The organism is Aeromonas sp. HMWF017 (genome assembly GCF_003061465.1).
GTDB classification, from domain to species: domain Bacteria; phylum Pseudomonadota; class Gammaproteobacteria; order Enterobacterales; family Aeromonadaceae; genus Aeromonas; species Aeromonas veronii.
In genome coordinates this window covers 6,181-26,386 of the sequence record NZ_QAJD01000181.1, presented here as the reverse complement: position 1 = coordinate 26,386, position 20,206 = coordinate 6,181, and the positions used below count along the sequence as shown (strand labels likewise).

The following is a 20,206-nucleotide window of genomic DNA, read 5'->3' as shown; positions in this document are numbered from 1 at the left end:
AGAGTGTAACATTCCTGCCTGCGTTGTCGTTGTGCCCGCTGAGAGGTTGGGATCTCAGTCGAAGAAATCCCGCAGATCGCGCATTTCGTAATCAGCGAGTTGCTGCCAGGGGAGCTGGGCAGGCAGCTTGCGCAGGGTCACCTCCATCCGGTAGCTGCGATAGCCGTCGAGACTGGCCGATTCGACCACCAGCGGGAGCTGCCACTGACTCGACCAGAGAATGCGGGTTCGTTGCTGCCCTTCGCGTTTTTCATACCAGCGGGCCTGCTCGGGGGCGGCCTCATCCAGCGGGGTCATCCCCTCGAGCAGCGCCGGGTTGACGAGATGGCGGATCCGCGCCCAGTCGGGCTTGAAGGCCACCTGGCCATACTCTTCCACCGGCACTTCAACCAGCTGGTTGTGCCAGCTGTCGGCATAACGCAGCTGAAGTTCACCCTCATCACTGCGACTGACCCAGCGGGCCGCCATCTGGTGGGTAAAGTGTTTATGGCCGGGCGTGGCGTCGTGAGTGGCGTGGTAGGCACGGGCAAGGGGGAGGGGAATGAGCCGCTGGCTCCACACCTGATTGCCCACGCGCAGCCACTTCTCTTGCCAGACACTCTCTCTGGCGATGCCATCGCTGCCGGTGACCCGGTCGTGATAGCTGATCCGGGCGGCGAGATCCGGGGGCGTGTCGTCAGCATGAAGGGGGAAGGCGAGGGTGCTGCCAAGCAGCCATAACGAAAGCAAAAGTCGCATCATCATCTGTCGCTCTAAAGAGCCGGGGCCCGGGCCGCTGAGTCGATTGCTCAGATGCACCCGGGACCCTGCTGCTTACAGGCCGAGCGCCTCCCGCAGTTTGCCAAACACCTTGGTGTTATCCAGTGTGCCTTTGAAGCGGTTGCTGCCGGCGCCATCGGCAAACAGCATCACATCGCCGCCGCCGTGGGTTTCCGATGTCAGTTTGACGCCGGTCTCCTGCAGATAGTCATTGGCCATCACCTGATCGCTGGTGAGGACCGGGCGTACATCGGGGCGGTTGGGGCCGTTACCGAACACCAGGGTGGTGAAGGGCTTGCCATCCACGTCGTTCTGGGTCGAGCCATCGCCATTTTTAACCAGATCCAGCACCGGATTACCCTTGGCGGAGTAGCCGTTAATGGTCATGGTGTGGTCATGGTCGGCGGTGACCACGATCAGGGTATTGCTGAGATCCACTTTACCCAGCGCCGTTTTGACCGCCTCATCCAGTGCCACCGCGTCGGTGAGCGAGCGCTTGGCATTGGTGCCGTGCAGGGCGTGATCGATACGGCCACCCTCTACCATCAGGAAGTAACCCTGACTGTTCTTGCTCAGCAGGTCGATCGCCTTGGCGGTCATTTCGGAGAGGGACGGCTGGGTATTGGCTGCCCCCTTGGCGACCCGATCCAGCTCGTAGTCCAGGTGGGATTTGCTACTGAACAGACCGAGCACCTTGCCGCTGGTGACCTTGGCCAGTTCGCTTTGGGTGGTGACATAGCTGTATCCCTGCGCCTTCATCTCGGCGGTCAGGTCGCGGTTGTCATTGCGACCGCTCTTGTTACTGGCGCTGTAGGGGGTCCAGTGGTTGGCACCACCGCCCATCAGCACATCGACCCCATCCTTGAGGGCACTGTTATAGCCAGCGCCTCCCGGAACAGCTTGTGCGGCGATGTCATAGACGGCATCCCTATGGCAGATGTGGGCGTAGGTGGCCGCCGGAGTAGCGTGGGTCAGCTCGGTAGTGGTGACGGCCCCGACCGATTTGCCTGCCGCCTTGGCCAGCTCCAGGATGGTGGGCACCGGCTTGCCGTTGTCGCTGCTGCAATTGTTGACGGTTTTGTTGCCATTGACGTCTTTGCCGGGGGCGATGGCTTTGGTGTCGCTGCTCATGGCGATCACCTCGTTGTTCATCTTGACCCCGGTGGTGTAGGCCGCCATGGAGGGGGCCGAGTCGGTGGTCTGGGCATCGTTGGAGAAGGTCTTGATGCGGGCACTGCGCGGCAGTTTCATCATCTCCAGATTGCCCTCTTCTCCCACCTTGAACAGGCGGGTGGCGGTGAGCACGGTGGGCCCCATGCCATCACCGATAAAGAGAATGACGTTTTTGGCATCACCGGCCTGTGCCTGGGAGGTTGCGCCCAACGCACTGAACAGGGCGGCGCAGACCAGCGTGTACTTGATGGATGTGTGCATCTGTTTGCTCATTAAAGTGCTCCTTACAGCTTGGCCGCAGCCTTGATCTTGCCGAACACGGCGGTGTTATCGAGTGAGCCATGGAAGCTGTCAGCCCCCTTGCCGATGGCGCCGAGGAAGACATCGGTGCCGCCGTGGGTCTCGTTGCCGATCTCGCCCACCTTGACCACCACTTCCTGGTGGTAGTCATTGGCGGAGACGGTGGCATCGTCGAGCGGGGCGACGCTGCTGCGCGGCCCGTCCACCCGGTTGTAGCCGTTGCCAAAACCGATGATGGTGTAGGGCATGCCCTCGCTATCCTTGCTCGGTTCGCCAGTCTCGTAGCTCTTCACCAGCCCGAGTACGCCGGGGTTGTCGGCAGTGGTCTTGCCGGTGCGCTTGGCATAGCCGTTGAGCACGAGAGTGTGGTCATGGTCGGCGGTGACCACGATCAGGGTGTTTTTCAGCTCGGGGTCGCTCTTTTTCACCTCGTCGATGGCAGCCTTGATGGCGTTGTCGAAGGCGATGGTGTCCTGCAGCGCCCGCTTGGCGTTGGTGTCGTGCAGGGCGTGGTCGATACGGCCCCCTTCCACCATCAGGAAGTAACCCTTCTCCTTACCTTTGAGCTGCTTGATAGCGGCCAAGGTCATCTGGGCCAGTGACGGCTCGCTGGCGGGGCGGTCCAGGTCATATTTCATGTGGCTGGAACCAAACAGCCCCAGCAGCGGCTTGCCCGCATCGGCCTTGTTCAGCTCATCCAGATTGCTGGCAAACTGGTAGCCCTTGGCCTGCATTTCGCTGATGAGGTTGCGGCCATCCTCCCGCTTGCCCTTGTCGGCTTTGGGCAGGAAGAAACTGCTGCCGCCACCGAGCACCACATCCAGCCCCTCCTTGAGGGCGCTGTTGTAGCCTTTGCCGCCCGGTACCAGCTGGACGGCGATATCTGCCTCCAGATCCCGGTTGCAGATATGGGCATAGGTAGCCGCCGGGGTGGCGTGGGTTACCCGGGTACTGGTCACCACGCCGGTACCGCGGCCATCGGCTTTGGCCAGCTCCAGCAGGGTGGTCACCGGCTTGCCGGCGCTCTTGCTGCAGTCGCTTTCATAGGTGGCGTCGCCGTCCATGCTGATGACGCCGTTGTTGCTCTTGACCCCGGTCATGTAGGCCGCCATGGAGGGGGCCGAGTCAGTGACTTGGGCATCGTGGGAGAAGGTCTTGATAAAGGCCGTCTCTGGCAGGGTATCGATGGTGAGATCACCCTCTTCGCCGACACCGTAGATGCGGGCCGCCGTCAGGGTGTTGAGGCCCATGCCGTCACCGAGGAAGAAGATGACGTTGGTGGGTTGGGCTGCGGGCTTGGTCGCCACCGTGTCATTGTCTGATTTGCAGCCGGCAGCCAGGGCGGCGCCGATCATCACTGCAAGTCCTGCCATTTTTCTCATTGGGGTTCGCTCCTTGTAAAACCTGAGCGCAGCCTAGAGGGGGCAGATGACACTTTTACTGACTATCGGTGACGGTTGTGTGAAAAAGTGATAAAAATGTTACACTATATCAATATGTTATCTATCAATTGAGCCAGTTGGTCCGGTCGTTTCCGGCAAGGTCGCTCCGCCTCGGCGGTTTGCTGATTTGATGAGGTGATGGTTAGAATGACCTGTCAAAAGAGGCCCGCAGCAGGTAAAATGCGCCCCCTTCGTTCGATGCCCGCGGCAGAGCGCCTGTTGTTTCATGCGCGCGCCAGCAGCCCCCACAGAGAGTAACGGATATGTCCATCAACTGGTTCCCCGGTCACATGCACAAGGCCCGCAAAGAGATTGCCGAGGTCATGCCCCAGGTCGATGTGATCATCGAGATGCTCGATGCCCGCATCCCCTTCTCCAGCGAAAACCCGCTGGTGCCCGAGCTGCGTGGTGATACCCCGGTGATCAAGGTGCTGAACAAGGCGGACCTGGCCGATCCGGCGATCACCGATCTGTGGGTGGCGCACATGGAAAAAGAGAAGGGGATCAAGGCGCTGCCGCTGACGCAACAAGAGCCGGAGAAGATCAAGCAACTGCTGACCCTCTGCCACGAAATGCTGCCGGAGCGCAATTTTGAGCTGCGCGGCGTGCGGGCGATGATCATGGGGATCCCCAACGTGGGCAAGTCCACTCTGATCAATACTCTGGCGGGGCGCATCATCGCCCGTACCGGCAACGAGGCGGGGGTGACCAAGTCCCAGCAGCGGATCAAGCTGGATAACAACGTTATCCTGACCGATACCCCGGGTTTTCTCTGGCCCAAGCTCAACCCGCCCTCCTGCGGTTATCGTCTGGCCATCACCGCGGCCATCAAAGACACTGTGTTCGACTATGCCGATATCGCCATGTTCGCCGCTGACTACTTCATCAAGGCCTATCCGGAGCGGATCAAGGCGCGTTACCAGATTGACGAGTTGCCCGAGACCGAGATCGAGCTGCTGGAGATGATCGCCCGCCAGCGAGCGTTTATGCGCAAAGGGGGGCTGGCCGACTTGCACAAGGCGTCCGAGATCCTGATTAACGAGTTCCGCTCCGGCTTGCTTGGCCGCATCTCGCTGGAGACGCCGGAGATGGTGAGCGTCGAGATTGTCGAAGCCGCCGCAGAAGCCGAGCAAAAAGCCAAAGAGAAGGCCGAGCGGGAAGAGGAGCGTCAGGCCCGCGCCCGTCGCAAGTACGCCCGCAAGCGTCAGAAATAGTTATCCTCAGGCGTCCCGAGCTTGCCTGACAACGAGCGAGCTTGTGTGACCGAGAGGACGAAACACTAAGAGGCGACCCCAGGGTCGCCTCTTCTGTTTTATCTGGTGAAATGCCCGACATATAAAGGCATGTCATCAACCAAAACGGTGGCGCGCCGTCTCAAACAGCGACATATGAAGCGGGATCAGCTGCTGCCAGTCGCGGCGATAGCCGCCACCGGGCACCGCCGCGATGGGCAACCCATGCTTGATTGCACAGTCAAATACCATGGCATCGCGCAGACGAACCCCTTCATCGCTCAAGGAGAGATAACCAAGTTCGTCGGCATGATGCACATCGACGCCCGCCTGATAGAGGATGAGATCCGGCGAATAGAGGCGCAGTGCCAGTGAGAGTGCCTGTTGCAGTGTGGTGAGATAGGCATCGTCCGTAATGCCGCTTGGCAGCGGAAAGTCGAGGTGAGAGGTGGCTTTGTGATGGGGAAAGTTGTGCTCCCCATGAAGGGATAGGGTGATGATATCGCGCCGTTCGGCGCACAGGGCCGCACTGCCATCCCCCTGATGCACATCGAGATCGACGATCAGCACCTGTTCACAGTGCCCCTCGTCGAGGCAAGCCTGGGCGGCAATCACCAGATCGTTGAACAGACAAAAACCGCTGCCGTGATCGCGATGGGCGTGGTGATAGCCGCCGGAGATCTGCAAGCCGCATCCCTGCTCAAGAGCATGGCGGCTGGCGGCAACGGTGGCACCCACCGAGCGCAAGGTGCGCTCTATCAGCATGGGTGACCAGGGAAAACCGATCTTGCGGATGGCGCGATCTGCCAGCTGGCCGTTCAGGGCCGCTGCGACATAATCGGCATCGTGAATGCGACAGATTTGCTCCCGGGTAGCGGCGGGCGCTTCGCCAAGGGGGTAACCCTGCACCTGCAGGCGTTCAAACAGCCCCTGATACTTGGCCAGCGGGAAGCGATGGCGCTCGGGTAGCGTCAGGGAGGAGTAGAGGGGGTGATAGAAAATGCGCAACGACATGGTGCCATTCTCCCTGGCAAGGTGGCGCTTTCTGTATATGAAATCAGCAGATGAATCCATATATGTACTCCCTATATAAAGGGGAAGTGGCAGCGCATAAATCAAGACGCGTCGTGAGTGAGACCGCAGGATATGGAAAAGGGGAGCTTGGCTCCCCTTTCAGTCAATCTCTCAGCCCGGCTTATTGCTGCTGGATAACCCAGATCTGGAAGGCTTTGCGGGTTTCAGCATCTGCCTTGTTGTACCAGTTTTGCAACTGGGTCAGCGCTTCCGGATTGCTTTGAGCCTTGCTGGGGGCAACCTGAACCGGTGCGCTGGCGGCAGCCATCACGGCAGCAGAGGAGACGGCAACCGCTTTGGGCTGGTTGAAGGCTTTACCCATGTTGATCAGCTCTTGCTGATAGTCACGGGTCAGCTGGAAGCCTTCTACTTTCGGCATCACGAACTGTTCGCTGCTTACCTGCTGGCCGCTGACCTTGTCTTTCAGCGCCACTTTCTGATCTTTGACAAACTGCTTGGCTTCGGCTTCGTTGCGGGGTTTTTTATAGTCCAGCACCAGCTGTTGGTTGTCGGCGGCAGTGAAGTTCAGCACCAGCGGCTCGGCGGTGACCAGCTTGATTTCGTTACGGCTGGAGTAGTTGCCTTCAAAGGCGACGACCAACTGGTGTTTGCCGGCAGAGAGGGGGAAGATACTGGTTTTGTCGAGCAGCTTGGGGTTGATGGATTGACCATCGATCAGCTGGACGACATACGGGGTGGTCACTTCCAGTTGAGCATCAGCCAGGGCGCTACCGGCCCACAACAGACCAGCCAGCGCCGGTACCAGAACAGTCAGTTTCATTTCATCTCCTTGAACAGTCAGGCGATTGCCCACTGAAAACAGGGGCTCATTTTTACAGGTTTGGCCTACTGCGGCAATGGCTCTTTCTGGTGGTCGATGTTCGCGCTGCTGTCAGTTTGTTTATCAATAGCGACCGACTAATTTATTCGATCCGCCGTGTAAACGGGGGGAGGGCATCAAGCAACCCCTTGCCATAACGTTTGGTCAGCAGGCGGCGGTCGAGAATGGTGACCCGTCCCCGATCAGCCTCTTTGCGGATGAGGCGGCCACAGGCCTGGATAAGCTTGCGCGATGCCTCCGGGACCGTCAGTTGCAGGAAGGGGTTGCCGCCTCGTTGCTCCACCCACTCGGCAGTAGCCTCCTCGACCGGCGAGTTGGGCACCGCAAAGGGGAGCTTGGTGATGACCAGATTGGTAAGGTAGTGACCCGGCAGATCCAGCCCCTCCGAGAAGCTGCCGGTACCAAACAGGATGCTGGACTGACCGCCATCGCATTTTTGTTTGTGCAGGGTGAGCAGGGCATTGCGGGAGGCTTCCCCCTGCACCAGCAGTGACAGCCCCTTGGCTCGCAAGCCAATGGCCACCTCATTCATCTGGCGGTAGGAGGAGAAGAGCACCAGACTCGCCTCCTTGCCCGCTAGAATTCGTGGCAGCACGCTGATGAGTTCGTTGGTAAAGGCTGGCGAGTTGGGTTCGTGCTCCATCTTGGGCAGATAGAGCTCGGCTTTCTGATAGTCAAAGGGTGAGCGCAGGCGCAGATAGCGGGTACCGTCGTGCTCCTTGAGCCCCACCTGATGGCGAAAATAACTAAAGGAAGATAGTGCTGTGAGGGTCGCGGAGACCAGTACGGCTCCCAGACATTTCGACCAGAGCCACTCCTCCAGCAAATAGCCTACCTCAATCGGTGAGGCGTGCAGCCAGATATCGCCGTCATCGCTCTTGGCCATCCAGCGGGCGAGCGGGGTTTTACCGGTCGGCACATGGCGCCCCAGCATCTCCCAGAGGGCGCAGAAACTCTCCAGCCGTTGCAGATGAAAACCGCTCTCTGCCAGCAGAGGTTCGGCCTCCTTGCGGCGGATCTCGCCATCTTTCAGCGCTTCACCGATGGCTCCTTGCATCCGATCCAGCGCCCGCAGCGCCTTCTTGCTCGACTCTTTGAGATTCTCCGCCAGCATGGGCAGGGGATCCGGCAATACCCCTTCGGCGAAGCGGTAGTGGGGTTCACTGCCAAAAAGCCGATCGTTGGCGCTGAGCCACTGCTCGACCGCCTTCAGGTCGGGCTGGATGGAGGCCAGTGCATCCTGCAGTTTGAGTTGGGGGTCGAGCAGGCTCTCCTTATTAAGAGTCCGCGCCAGCTTGCCTGCACTTTGTACCAGCTTCTCCAGCCAGCGACGCGAGCCTTTGACGCTGGCCGAGGCAGCGCCGTGATCCCGGGCGATGGTGGGCAGGTGATGGGCCTCATCCAGCACATAGATGCACTCATCGGGGGGGGGCAGAATGATGCCGCCGCCCATGGTGAGATCGGAGAGCAGTAGCGCATGGTTCACCACCAGCACATCGGCGCTCTCCATGTCGTTGCGGGCGCGATGAAAGGGGCAGTGCTGGTGATGGCTCAGCGCCTTGTTGCAGGTGTGGCGGTCGGCGGCGATGCGATCCCAGCAAGTGTCGGGAATGGGCTCCGGCCAGTTGTCCCGATCCCCGTCCCACTTGCCATTGGTGTAGGCCTGCCACAGAGCCTGGTAGCGATCTTTGTCGCTGTCAGATGGTTTGGATTTGCTCAGACTGCCAAAGTCGAGCTCGAAGTTGGCCATCTCGGCGCCACTGGCTGCCTGCTCCAGCAGATGCTCGCAGCAGTAACGCTGCCGCCCCTTGACCAGCATAAAACGAAACGGCAGCTCGCTGTGGCGATGATAAAAAGGGAGGTCTTTGTGGATCAGCTGCTCTTGCAGGGCCACGGTGGCGGTGGAGATCACCAGCTTCTTCTGGGTGAGCCGTGCCACTGGGATGGCGCCCTGCGCATAAGAAAGAGATTTGCCGATACCGGTTCCCGCTTCGGCCACCAGGATCCGGCGCTGTTTGTCGTACTCGCCGGTCAGGGTTTTGGCTATTTCGGCCACCAGAAAGTTCTGCTCTTTACGCGGTACAAAACCGGGTAATCCATCCGAAATCTGGCGATAGGTTTGACGAATGGTGGCTTTGAGACGAGTAGAGAGCATGAAGAGAAGGCCAGTTAAGGGTTAATCGAAGGACAAGGATACCCGCAACCCCTTGGTGAGGTCGAGGCAACAGCCATTATCACGGCAGTTTTACGCTGTTCAGACCACTTTGGTTGTTTATCAGGTAGTTAGCATCATTTGCATGCAAAATAGACTATTTGAGTCCAAATAATCAGCAGGATTCATTGTAAACGTTTTCCTTTTGCCTTGCCGTCAGGTGAGACTTGGCTCACATTTTTGTCTCCATGACTATGGTTTCCATAAAAAGTTCCAAGTTTTTTCATTGCGGTTCAAAAAATCCGGTGCTAGTCTCGGCGGCATAGTGATGCAAAGAACATCGCTAACACAGGGAATAACAACAACTTAGTGTTTAATTACAGTAGGCATTGGAAACTATGAAAAAGACAATTCTGGCTATTGCTATTCCGGCTCTGTTTGCATCCGCCGCTAACGCCGCCGTGATCTATGACAAAGACGGTACCACTTTCGACGTATACGGCCGTGTACAGGCTAACTACTACGGCGAAGCTAACGACAAATCAGCAGAACTGGTTGGTGCAACCCGTCTGGGCTGGTCTGGTAAAGTGGCTCTGAACAACACTTGGTCTGCCATTGCTAAAACCGAGTGGCAAGTAGCTGCTGAAAACTCTGGTAGCAATACCAGCGACATCGATCCGCGTCACATCTATGCCGGTTTTGATGGTTCCCAGTACGGTAAAATCATCTTCGGTCAGACCGATACCGCTTTCTACGACGTACTCGAGCCGACCGATATTTTCAACGAGTGGGGCGATGCCGGTAACTTCTATGACGGTCGTCAAGAAGGTCAAATCATCTACTCCAACACCTTCGGTGGTTTCAAAGGTAAAGTTTCCTACCAAACCAACGATGACGTAGCGGTCAAAATCACTGACGTTGGTCAGAAGATCAAAGAAGACGCTATTTGGGGTAAAGACGTTAAGCGTAAGAAAGCTTACGGCGTAGCTGCTGGTTATGACTTTGACTTCGGTCTGGGCTTCAATGCCGGTTATGCCTACTCTGACCTGCAAAACAAAGTTAATGGCCACACTGGTAAGAAAGACGAGTGGGCTGTGGGCGCGCACTACGCTATCAATGGTTTCTACTTCGCTGGTGTTTACACTGAAGGCGAAGTGAAGAACAAGAGCCTGGGAATGAAAGATGACGGCCGTGGTTACGAGCTGGCTGCTTCTTACAACGTAGACGCTTGGACCTTCCTGGCTGGCTACAACTTCAAAGAAGGCAAGGCCAACGCTCAAGCTGCCGGTTCTACTTACAAGGATCTGGTTGACGAGACCCTGCTGGGTGTTCAGTATGCCTTCACTCCGAAGCTGAAAGCTTACACCGAGTACAAGATCCAGGGCATCGACAAGCAAGATGACGAGTGGACTGTTGCTCTGCAGTACAACTTCTAAAAAGTTGCACATGAGTAATATCCAGGCTTGAGTCTTTGACCAAGCTACGAATGGCCGAGATGATATCTCGGCCATTTTCTTTTTGGCGGCATTGCTATTGCGTAACGGAGTTCTGGTGAATCGCCGGATTGTAATTTCTAGTGATAGTTGGCAAATTGCCGGTCTCGGTTAATTTGTACAGTGTACAGATCTAGTTATCACCTGACACCGGCCTCAAACCGGTGTCTTGTTTACGCTACTTTAGTGCGCACTTTCTTCGGTATCAATTTCAGACCCTTTTTGAACATGCTGTAGGGAGTCTGTCCTTCCATCATCCTGCCCTGATGTGGCCGCTGGGTGTTGTAGTGATCCAGGTAGCTGTCCAGGTCTGTCTGTATCTGCTCCACCGACTCATACCAAGTCGTTCTCCCCTTGATTCGGAAGTGTTCATCGAGCAGTGTGCGATGCAGTCGCTCGATAAAGGCGTTGCTCTGCGGTCTGCGCACCTTGGTGGTCCGGTGCTCAATCCCCTCCAGTTGCAGGAACAGCTCGTAGGGCGCCCACAGAACTCGCGCCCGTTGTCCGATAAGATGGTATAGACCCGAGCCTCATGGGCTTCGAAGAACGGCAGTACCGTTTCATTGAGCACATGAACCGAGGTCACCGGCAGCTTGCTGGTGTAGAGCCGTCCCCAGGCGTGGCGACTGTAGCAGTCCAGTACGGTTTGCAGATACACCTTGCCCACCCCCTTGAGTGCACCGACGAAGAAGGTGTCGACCGCCACCAGTTCCCCGGTGTAGTGAACCTCAATCTGGCGTTCGCGAAACTCGGGGCTGAAGCGTTCTAACAGGCGAATTTGTTCGTCATTGAGCTCAATGATCTGCTCACGGTGAGTTTTCTCAAGGCGCAAAAAGCGGTCGTGTTTAGAGAGCAAATCGTGGCGTTGCCACACGCCACGTACTCCACCGGCACTGACGTTGATACCTTGCAGGGCCAGTTCTTGTGCTACCCGCAGTGGGCCATGAGTTGGTCTGGTGAGGGAGTAATCGAGGATGGCCTGTTCAATCTCGGGCGCAACCCGATTGGGATGAGCCCCTTTACAACCGGGCAATTTGTCGAGCAACCCCTCGGCGCCATAGGTCTGGTAATTACGGCGAATTTCGTAGAACTGCTGACGGCTATAACCAATGAGCTTGCAGGCTTTGCTGACATTATTGAGCTCTTTGGCGAGCTCTAGCAGGCTGAGTTTGCGACGTGCGACTTTCTCGTTGGTGGTCATGCAGAGGCTGATAGTATTTTGCAGGTGCAAAAAAGCCCCTTGGCGGGGCTTGGTGTCTGGCAAGGCCGGTGTCGGGATTATCAATCGAACAGGATGCGGCCGCTGGTGCCGGCATCGCTGTCTTTCCAGCTGGCACCGCTTTTGCGCAGGGTGTAAGTGATGGTCTCCTGCTTGAATTTCAGGTAATCGCTGCCGCTGTGGCTTGGTTTGACCTGATTGCCATCGATATAGGTCTCCCCTGTGGTATCGACGTGAATTTCGGCCACGGTGCGGCCATCGTCAGTGACTGCTTTATAGTTGCCAGCCCACGGGCTCTCGTCGCCATACTGCACGGCCCCTTCCTGAGCGTGCGCTTGGGCATGGGTCTTGTGGCCGTGATGGCTTTTGGCCACGGCGCAGCCAGAGATACCGACTGCGAGCAGGCAACCGAGGGCGACATTGAGCAGAGTCTGTTTGGATTTCATCTTCATTTACCTGTATCAAATAATTGCAATGGATAAGGGGGGAGCCCCACGGTAGGTGTGGGCCCCGCTGAGCCGTGGCTCGAAATCAGTCCTGATTGATGCCCGAAATATGGCCGCGGGCGTCGGTGAGGCAGTGCCAGAGCCGGTCATGGGGCCCCTTGATATCAATCATCATCCCCGCCTGAGAGTCGGCCACATAGTCGAGGGTCAGTTTGCTGCGGCTGACTCCCGCTTTTCTGGCGACGGCGTTCATGCAGGCGTTCTCGGCAACCTTGGTTTGTGCAGTGCTGCCGTTGTAGGCACTGCTGCTGGCGCTCTCATCATCATCGCCGTCGTCATCGTTCTCATCGTCATTGAGCTGGCAGGCGCCGCTGTCGCCATTTTTGACAAAATAGGTGATGCCCCAGTCGCCATTTTTCACCATGGAGAGGGTGGTGTGCCCCTTGCTCGCCTCGTAGAAATTTGAATTCACTTTTTTAAGCGGAACTTGCTGGTTATTGATATAAGCCGTGCCATCTTCGACGCGAAGATTAATATGTCCAGGACAGCTGGCGGATAAATCAGGCACCCCTGCATATGCGGTTCCGGTCATGACCAATACAGAGAGAGCAAGCAGCGTTTTTTTCATCAGATAACCTCAAATCAACAAGGATCAGCAAGTGTGATGTCATCAAAATAACGGTTGTTATGCCTTAACGTTATTTCTGTGCTCATTGCACACCTGTTATCGGTAGCCCGCAGTCAGTCGTTTCAGTGCGCCTCGTCCTGCCGGGATGACGCCAAATTTAGCAGTCGGGTGATGTAAGTAAAATAAAACAGGATTAATTGGATTCATAAAATATGAAAAACTATAAATCATTTAAAACAATGAGTTAGGTGCCGTTCAAATCACTGTGCAAATGATGGGGGACCTCCGGGTTGGTTCCTTATGGGCATCGATAAAGTTGGCCATCGGTCTGTGATGTCGGGCGTTTGGTATTTTTCCTGTTGCAAGCGGGCACAGGCTGGCGACATCACAGGGCCAATAAGCCATTGCGCGCAGTAAATACATAGACAAAAAACTCCAATATTCGGTGTGCGAGGGTGGCAAAATTGGCCTGCCAGCAGGAAGATATTTTTACCTGATAGGACTGGATCGTGAGAAATATGAAAGGGGGCAGATCAATAAATCCTCTATCAATACGGACATAATTATCCTGAGTGTTACTGTACTTTCCCTGAGGATTGCCCACTCTTGGCAGGCAAAAATAACGACTCAGAAACTCATAGCCAACCCGATGGAATAACCGCTGGTGTTGTGGCTGAACATATAGCGTGCAACCAGCCGGGTACGGGTGACTATGATGTCGTATTTGCTGCTGTCCAGCTCCAGACCGGCGCCGATAGAGTTGAGGGAGTCAAAGCCAAGCAACCCCCGCTGTTCCCCCAGATATGCGGTATGAGCCCCCTCCAGTACATAGCGCACCGGTCTGTCGAGCAGGGTCCAGTGGAACAGAGGGGCCCGGCGGCGCAGATAGAGACCGAGGTTCTGCGCCTCGGCGTGACCACGGACGCTGGTCGAGGTACCGCCAAAGCTCTGCAGGTGCTGGTAGGAGTAACGCAATTCGGCATCGATATCCTGGGTCTTGGAGAAGAGCTCGTAGTCGAGCATCAGCGAGCCCCCCAGCCCGTACATATTGAGCTGACCGTTATCGAGAAAATCCAGCGAGTAGCCCTTGGTGCGATCCAGCAGCCAGTTGCCGATCCGCAGATCGCTGGCCATGGTGCCCAGCGAGACGTTGGCGATGGGGCGCAGTACCCAGTGACCGCCACGCGGGTCTTCATGAAGGGCGATATCCCAGCCGACCCCGCCCGAGGCGGTCACGCTGTTCCATTTGGTCGGGATGGTGCGGCTCTCGGTGCCGTTGCTCACCACAAACTGGGGATCATAGCGGCTAAAACCGATCGCCCCTTCCAGATAGATGGGCACGGCCTCGCTCATGGTGGCACCGCCGCCGATCTGGGTCATGTTGAGGGCGGCGGATTGATCGGTGCCGCTGCCGATATCCAGGTTGCTGGCGGTGATGTCGGGCACCACGGTGAAGGTCATCAGCGAGAGCACCGCATTGGCACGATCCTGTGCCCACTCCTGCTCTTGTGTCGCGGCATGGACGGCACTGCCGGATAGCGCCAGCAGCATCGGTAACAACATCAGCAATAAAGAGGATAAAGGTCGGAGCATGCGCGTGGTTCCCGATAAGCGGCCTCTGGCTGTTCTGGCTTTACTGTAGCGAGCTTCCCGTTGGTTGGCACGGGGTAAATGTGGCCAATGAGAGCCGATTGTTGCTGGCTGTCAACGGGGCAAGCTTTTGCCACACACACGGCAGCGCTTTGCAGTTTGTCGCTAAAGCTTGGCGCCTTGCCGCCGATATCTCTTGTGAGATCGTGTGGAGGGCAGGCAATTGAACGCTTGGTTGTTGGGGTTGGTCAGCATATCCGTGAGTATGCAGTTACAGGCTGGGGTCACCGAATTTGGTGCCGGTCTGGATCAATCCGTCTGGCGTTTGACCTCCGATACCCAGATTGAGTGTCGCCTCGAGCACCCGATCCCCAACTGGGGAACGGGGGCTTTTGTCAGCCGCGCAGGGCGCAAGATAAACCTCGACTTCGAGCTCAAGGGGAAGCGGCCACAGGCCCAGACCCAGACGGTGAGCCTTGGCATCATGCCGCCGGTATGGCGCCCGGGGATTGCCGGGCGAGAAGTGAGCCAGCTGCGCTTCTATCAGCAGTTCGATGGGCTGGTGGAGGGGCAAACTGCCTGGACCATGCTCGACGAGCTGGAGGGGGGGCGGATGCCGACTTTCCAATATCGGGACTGGTATCGCCAGAACCGCGCGGTGCGAGTATCGCTCTCGTCAGTTAACTTTCGGGTCAAATATCAGGCTTTTATCGACTGTCTGAGCGGGCTCTTGCCCTACAGCTTCAACGATATCGCCTTTAGCGTGCTCACCTACGACAAGAACAGCGATCAGCTCTCTATTCCCTCCAAGCGGCGGCTGGCGATGATCAGCGAGTTTATCAAGGCGGACAAGAGCATCGATGTAGTGGTGATCGACGCCTACAGCGATAGCTACGGCGGCCGCTGGCCGAACCAGAAGCTCTCCGAGAAGCGGGCCGATGCCATCAAGAAGGTGTTTGTCGATCTGGGGTTGGAGCCCGGCAAGATCTCGGTGGAGGGGCATGGCGAGAAGCAGCATGTCTCCTCCAACGAAACGGAGCAGGGCCGTGCCAAGAACCGGCGGGTGGTGATCAGCATGGGGCGCAACGGCGAGATCTAGCGCCGTCCCCGGCAGCCAGATATAAAAAAGAGCGCATCTGCGCTCTTTTTTGATCCTGCCATTCGGCAGCGGGATTAGGGCATCTTAGAAGCTGTCACCCAGGCCAGTACCGGCATCTTTCTTGGCGATCAGTTCAATCTTGTAACCGTCCGGATCTTCGACGAAGGCGATGACGGTGGTGCCGCCCTTGACCGGGCCCGGCTCGCGGGTGATCTTGGCGCCGGCGGCGCGCAGGGCGTCGCAGGTGGCGTAGATGTCGTCTGCTTCCAGCGCGATATGGCCGTAGGCAGAGCCCAGTTCGTACTCGCTCACCCCCCAGTTGTAGGTCAGCTCGATCACCGCCTCATCTTTCTCGTCACCGTAGCCGACGAAGGCCAGGGTGTACTTGTACTCGCTGTTCTCGCTCTTGCGCAGCAGCTTCATGCCGAGCACGCGGGTGTAGAAGTCGATGGAGCGTTGCAGATCGCCGACACGCAACATGGTATGCAGAATTCTCATTGCTCAGTTCTCCGGGTTGGTGATTCGTATGCCGTGAGGCTAGAAAGTAGATCGGTCAGTTTTCCGGATAGACCTTCTCTTTATACTCGCACAGGTCTTCGATGATACAGGAACCGCAGCCGCAGATGTTTACGAGCGAGACAGGTATGACGGTTGTGGCGCCCAGTCATTCAGCTCTCTGGATAGACCTTCTCTTTGTATTCGCACAGATCCTCGATGATACAGGAACCGCAGCGCGGCTTGCGAGCGAGACAGGTGTAACGCCCGTGCAGGATCAGCCAGTGGTGGACATCGAGCTTGAACTCGGCGGGCACTACCTTGAGCAGCTTCTCCTCCACCTGATCCACATTCTTGCCTACCGCAAAGCCGGTGCGGTTGGAGACCCGGAAGATATGGGTATCGACGGCGATGGTGGGCCAGCCAAAGGCGGTGTTGAGCACCACGTTGGCGGTCTTGCGGCCGACGCCGGGCAGAGCCTCCAGCGCTTCGCGGTTTTCCGGCACCTCGCCGCCGTGGCGCTCCAGCAGGATGGCGCAGGTCTTGATGACGTTCTCGGCCTTGGTGTTAAAGAGGCCAATGGTCTTGATGTACTCCTTGAGCCCGTCCACCCCGAGGCTCAGCATCGCTTGCGGGGTGTTGGCCACCGGATAGAGCTTGTCGGTCGCCTTGTTGACGCTGACATCGGTCGCCTGCGCCGAGAGCAGCACGGCGATCAGGAGTTCAAACGGCGAATTGAAGTTGAGCTCTGTGGTGGGGTGGGGATTGTTTTCCCGCAGCCGCTCGAGGATCTCTCTGCGTTTCTGGTTGTTCATGCCTTGTGTCCGGTCATAGCTCGGTCGCCCGGACGCGGGCCGGGGCAACGTTGCAGTGGGCCACGGTGGTCGCCTGTTTGCGATCCCGCCAGTCATTGATGGCGTTCTTGGCGGCGATCAGCAGCCCCAGCCCGATAAAGCCGCCCGGCGGCAAAATCGCCAGCAGCAGGCTGGCATCGGCGTGGAACAGCTCGATGCGCAGGGACTTGGCCCACTCGCCCAGCAGCAGCTCGGCGCCATCAAACAGGGTGCCCATGCCGATGATCTCGCGCATGCCGCCCAGTACCAGCAGCACCAGGGTAAAGCCAAGGCCCATCATCAGGCCGTCGAGGGCCGCCAGCAGCGGCGGGTTCTTGGAGGCATATGCCTCGGCGCGGCCGATGATGATGCAGTTGGTGACGATCAGGGCGATAAAGATGCCGAGCGCCTGATAGAGGCCATAGGTGTAGGCGTTCATCAGCAGCTGCACGCTGGTCACCAGCGAGGCGATGATCATCACGTAGACCGGGATACGAATATCCTTCGGTACCCAGTTGCGCACCAGCGAGACCGCAAGGTTGGAGCAGACCAGCACCGCCATGGTGGCAAGGCCCAGTCCCAGCGCATTGGTAAAGGTGGAGGAGACGGCGAGGGTAGGGCAGAGCCCCAGCACCTGCACCAGCGAGGGGTTGTTCTTCCACAGCCCCTGACTCATCAGCTCCTTGAGCTCGCCCTTGCGGCTTTCCAGCTCGGCAATCGGGGCTGCGCCCGTTTCAATCTGTTCCATCTGGTTCATGATGGCTCGACTCCGTTAGTTCGCCGCCGGACAAGCCGGGGCGTTGCTGAGCAGTTCGGGTTGCTCCTGCTGCAGTTTCAGCAGGTTCTTCACCGCCTTGACCACGGCACGCGGGGTGATGGTGGCGCCGGTAAAGGCATCGAACTCGCCGCCATCTTTCTTCACCGCCCACTGGGGCTCGTTGTCATGAGTCAGGAATTTTCCGGCAAAGCTGTTGATCCAGTCCGATTTTTTCAGCTCGATCTTGTCACCGAGGCCCGGGGTCTCGTTGTGAGCGAGCACGCGCACGGCGGTGATGGTGCCCTTGGCATCAAAGCCCGCCACGATGCGGATCGCCCCGCTGTAACCATCCGGCGCGATCGCCTCCAGCGCATAGCCGGTTACCACGCCATTTTTGCTGGCGGTATAGAGGGCCTGCGGCTGATCGCTGCCCAGATACTTCCTGCTGGTCACCTGCTTGCAGCTGGCCACCAGCTCGTTGTCATAGCTCCCCTCCGGCAGCAATACCGAGAGGGTCTGCTGCTTCTCCAGCTGCTGCTGGTGGGCGATTTTATCCTTGGTCAGCTCGTTGGTCAGTACCACCAGCGCGGTACAGCCCAGCGCGAACATCGCCAGAATAAGGCCGTTCTTGCGCATGCTATTTAACATGTCCGGGCTCCGTCAGCTGTGATGGGGGAAAAGGGCAGAAACATCATTGGCGACGGGCTCCATACACTTTCGGGCGAGTCAGGCTGTCAATAAAGGGTACACAGAGGTTGGCCAGCAGCACGGCAAAGGCAAACGCATCGGGATAGCCGCCAAAGCGGCGAATGATGTAGACCAGCACCCCGATCAGCACGCCATAGACCAGTCGGCCGCGCGGCGTGGTGCAGGCGCTGACCGGATCGGTGGCGATAAAGAAGGCCCCCAGCATGGTAGCGCCGCTAAAGAGATGGAACATGGGCGTGGCAGTCGCATCCGGGCTTACCAGATAGCCGATGGTGGAGGCCGCCAGCAGGGCACCGAGAATGGCGGTGGGAATGCGCCAGTTGATCACCTTCTGTTGCAGCAGGAACAGGCCGCCCAGCAGATAGCCGAGGTTGACCCAGCTCCAGCCGATGCCGCCCCAACCCTCAAACAGCGGGCCGCTCAGGATCTCGCCGGTGGTGAGCCCCTGAGTCAGGCCGGTTTTCAGGGTATCGAGGGGAGTCGCCATGGTGAGACCATCCACCCCCTGCTTGAGCTGGGCCATGCTGTAGCCGTCGAGGCTAAAGCCGGTGAAGATCACCGACGCCGCATCGCCAAAGCCGAGACTGTAGGCGCGCACGCTCTCCGGCGGCAGCCAGCTGGTCATCTGCACCGGGAAGGAGACCAGCAGCAGCACATAGGCGACCATGGCCGGGTTGAACAGGTTCTGACCCAGTCCGCCGTAAAGGTGTTTGGCGACAATGATGGCAAAGGCCGTGCCCACCACCAGCATCCACCACGGCAGCAGCGGCGGCAGGGAGAGACCGATCAGCACGGCGGTGAGCGCCGCACTGCCATCCATCAGGGCAGGCTTGATAGCGCGGCCACGGAGCTTGAGCACCAGCGCCTCGCACAGCAGCGCAGTGACCAACGCCAGCAGGATCTGGATAAAGGAGCCCCAGCCGAAGAACCAGGTCTGGGCCAGCAAGCCCGGCACGCAGGCCAGGATCACCAGCAGCATCAGGGTTCGGGTCTGTTTGCGGTTATGGGCAAACGGCGCAGTCGCAATATTGAACATGAGTCTGTCGATTACCTTGTGGTTGTTCGGTCGGCTGACGGGGCATCTTCTGCAGCGGTCTCTGTGGCTCTGGCTGCCTCGGCCGCCAGCTTCTTCGCCTTGGCGCGGGCCACCGCGGCTGCAATGGCCGCTTTTTTCGGATCAACCGGGGCATCAGCCGCAGGGGCGCTCGCTTCAGGAGCCTCTGCTACGGCAAGTGGTTGCTCACTGCTGGCGGCGTCGGTTTGCATCGGCTCGGCCGGTGCGCGCTCACCCTCAGCTCCGGCACTATCTACCTGAGTTCCGGCACTTTCGCCCTGCTGGGCCAGTTTTTTGGCCTTGGCACGGGCGATGGCAGCGGCGATAGCGGCCTTCTTGGGATCGACCGCTTCACTTGCAGCCGTATCGCTTTGGCTGGTGGTTACTTCGCTCTTGGCTACTGTATCGTCGCGGGTCTGCGCGCTTGCTGATAGCTCACCTTGCGTACCCTCAGCACCGGCACTTTCGCCCTGCTGGGCCAGCTTTTTGGCCTTGGCGCGGGCAATGGCAGCGGCGATAGCCGCTTTCTTGGGATCAACTGCTTCGCTGGCCGCAGATGGTGCATCGCTTTGGGTTGCAGCGGATTCGCTGGTGCCTGCGTTTGCAGTCAGATCGCCCTCAGCGCTGTCACCCTGCTGGGCCGCCTTTTTGGCTTTGGCTCGGGCGATGGCAGCAGCAATTGCCGCTTTTTTGGGATCGACGGGCGCATCGCTTTGGATGTCTGCCTCGGCTGCGGTGCCGTTGGCAGCGCTTACCGGTTCACCATTCGCCTCGGCCTTTTTAGCCTTGGCACGGGCGATGGCGGCGGCAATCGCCGCTTTTTTCGGATCAACCTCTGCCTTTTGCTGATCAGCATCTACCGCAGGCGCAGCAGTGGTTTCGGCAGTCGCAGGCTCGGCGCTATCGCCAGC

The 20,206-nt window shown here is 58.2% G+C and carries 17 protein-coding genes and 2 pseudogenes; 3 read left to right on the top strand and 16 right to left on the bottom strand.

The window, feature by feature from the left end:
* Positions 1-54: 54 nt before the first annotated feature.
* The 3 genes from DBR30_RS20415 to DBR30_RS20405 all read right to left on the bottom strand — a co-directional run bounded on the left by DBR30_RS20415 (position 55) and on the right by DBR30_RS20405 (position 3,614).
* Positions 55-741 (bottom strand): hypothetical protein, encoded by a 687-nt coding sequence (locus DBR30_RS20415; RefSeq protein ID WP_108541076.1) that lies wholly within the window; start codon positions 739-741, stop codon positions 55-57.
* A gap of 72 nt (positions 742-813) precedes the next feature.
* Positions 814-2,205 carry an alkaline phosphatase gene (locus DBR30_RS20410; protein WP_108541066.1) on the bottom strand — a complete coding sequence of 464 codons (1,392 nt, stop codon included), beginning with the start codon at positions 2,203-2,205 and terminating at the stop codon, positions 814-816.
* Between the two features lie 11 nt (positions 2,206-2,216).
* Positions 2,217-3,614, bottom strand: a complete 1,398-nt coding sequence (locus DBR30_RS20405) for an alkaline phosphatase (RefSeq protein ID WP_108541067.1) — start codon at positions 3,612-3,614, stop codon at positions 2,217-2,219.
* Positions 3,615-3,937: 323 nt separating this feature from the next.
* Here DBR30_RS20405 and ylqF point away from each other — a divergent pair, with 323 nt between their 5' ends.
* Positions 3,938-4,888, top strand: coding sequence for a ribosome biogenesis GTPase YlqF (gene ylqF, locus DBR30_RS20400; RefSeq protein ID WP_005334061.1), 951 nt, complete (start codon positions 3,938-3,940; stop codon positions 4,886-4,888).
* Between the two features lie 135 nt (positions 4,889-5,023).
* On the opposite strand, the gene DBR30_RS20395 is transcribed toward ylqF, so the two are convergent.
* From DBR30_RS20395 to dinG, 3 genes are all read right to left on the bottom strand, one after another.
* Positions 5,024-5,920 (bottom strand): histone deacetylase family protein, encoded by an 897-nt coding sequence (locus DBR30_RS20395; protein ID WP_108541068.1) that lies wholly within the window; start codon positions 5,918-5,920, stop codon positions 5,024-5,026.
* A 181-nt stretch (positions 5,921-6,101) separates the two neighbouring features.
* The gene (locus tag DBR30_RS20390; protein WP_108541069.1) at positions 6,102-6,761 is read right to left on the bottom strand and encodes a YccT family protein; all 660 of its coding nucleotides are present in this window, start codon (positions 6,759-6,761) and stop codon (positions 6,102-6,104) included.
* 142 nt (positions 6,762-6,903) lie between these two features.
* Positions 6,904-8,976, bottom strand: a complete 2,073-nt coding sequence (dinG, locus tag DBR30_RS20385) for an ATP-dependent DNA helicase DinG (protein ID WP_069527189.1) — start codon at positions 8,974-8,976, stop codon at positions 6,904-6,906.
* A gap of 395 nt (positions 8,977-9,371) precedes the next feature.
* Between dinG and DBR30_RS20380 the strand changes: the two genes are divergently transcribed.
* Entirely contained in the window at positions 9,372-10,409 is a 1,038-nt protein-coding gene (locus DBR30_RS20380) for a porin (RefSeq protein ID WP_021231018.1), read from the top strand.
* A 230-nt stretch (positions 10,410-10,639) separates the two neighbouring features.
* On the opposite strand, the pseudogene DBR30_RS20375 reads toward DBR30_RS20380, so the two are convergent.
* From DBR30_RS20375 to DBR30_RS20360, 4 genes and pseudogenes are all read right to left on the bottom strand, one after another.
* A pseudogene (locus DBR30_RS20375) lies at positions 10,640-11,667 on the bottom strand (IS481 family transposase).
* Positions 11,668-11,747: 80 nt separating this feature from the next.
* Positions 11,748-12,131, bottom strand: a complete 384-nt coding sequence (locus DBR30_RS20370) for a hypothetical protein (protein WP_076493721.1) — start codon at positions 12,129-12,131, stop codon at positions 11,748-11,750.
* A gap of 85 nt (positions 12,132-12,216) precedes the next feature.
* A complete protein-coding gene (locus DBR30_RS20365) occupies positions 12,217-12,759 on the bottom strand; it encodes a hypothetical protein (protein ID WP_108541070.1) in 543 nt (180 codons plus the stop codon).
* Between the two features lie 627 nt (positions 12,760-13,386).
* Entirely contained in the window at positions 13,387-14,352 is a 966-nt protein-coding gene (locus DBR30_RS20360; protein ID WP_108541071.1) for an autotransporter domain-containing protein, read from the bottom strand.
* Between the two features lie 220 nt (positions 14,353-14,572).
* On the opposite strand from DBR30_RS20360, the gene DBR30_RS20355 reads away from it, so the two are divergent.
* Positions 14,573-15,448, top strand: coding sequence for a flagellar protein MotY (locus tag DBR30_RS20355; RefSeq protein WP_171971590.1), 876 nt, complete (start codon positions 14,573-14,575; stop codon positions 15,446-15,448).
* An 84-nt stretch (positions 15,449-15,532) separates the two neighbouring features.
* Here the strand turns inward: DBR30_RS20355 and gloA are convergent, their stop codons facing one another.
* From gloA to DBR30_RS22705, 6 genes and pseudogenes are all read right to left on the bottom strand, one after another.
* Positions 15,533-15,946 (bottom strand): lactoylglutathione lyase, encoded by a 414-nt coding sequence (gene gloA / locus DBR30_RS20350; protein WP_005347113.1) that lies wholly within the window; start codon positions 15,944-15,946, stop codon positions 15,533-15,535.
* Positions 15,947-16,116: 170 nt separating this feature from the next.
* Positions 16,117-16,758 (bottom strand): endonuclease III, encoded by a 642-nt coding sequence (gene nth / locus DBR30_RS20340; protein WP_058054041.1) that lies wholly within the window; start codon positions 16,756-16,758, stop codon positions 16,117-16,119.
* A gap of 13 nt (positions 16,759-16,771) precedes the next feature.
* Positions 16,772-17,533, bottom strand: coding sequence for an electron transport complex subunit E (locus DBR30_RS20335; protein ID WP_005347110.1), 762 nt, complete (start codon positions 17,531-17,533; stop codon positions 16,772-16,774).
* Between the two features lie 15 nt (positions 17,534-17,548).
* Positions 17,549-18,181: an electron transport complex subunit RsxG gene (gene rsxG, locus DBR30_RS20330; protein WP_108541073.1), complete on the bottom strand. Its 633-nt coding sequence runs from the start codon at positions 18,179-18,181 to the stop codon at positions 17,549-17,551.
* A gap of 43 nt (positions 18,182-18,224) precedes the next feature.
* Positions 18,225-19,277, bottom strand: coding sequence for an electron transport complex subunit RsxD (rsxD, locus tag DBR30_RS20325; protein ID WP_005337606.1), 1,053 nt, complete (start codon positions 19,275-19,277; stop codon positions 18,225-18,227).
* A gap of 11 nt (positions 19,278-19,288) precedes the next feature.
* Positions 19,289-20,206: pseudogene (locus DBR30_RS22705) on the bottom strand (electron transport complex subunit RsxC); the annotation flags it as partial.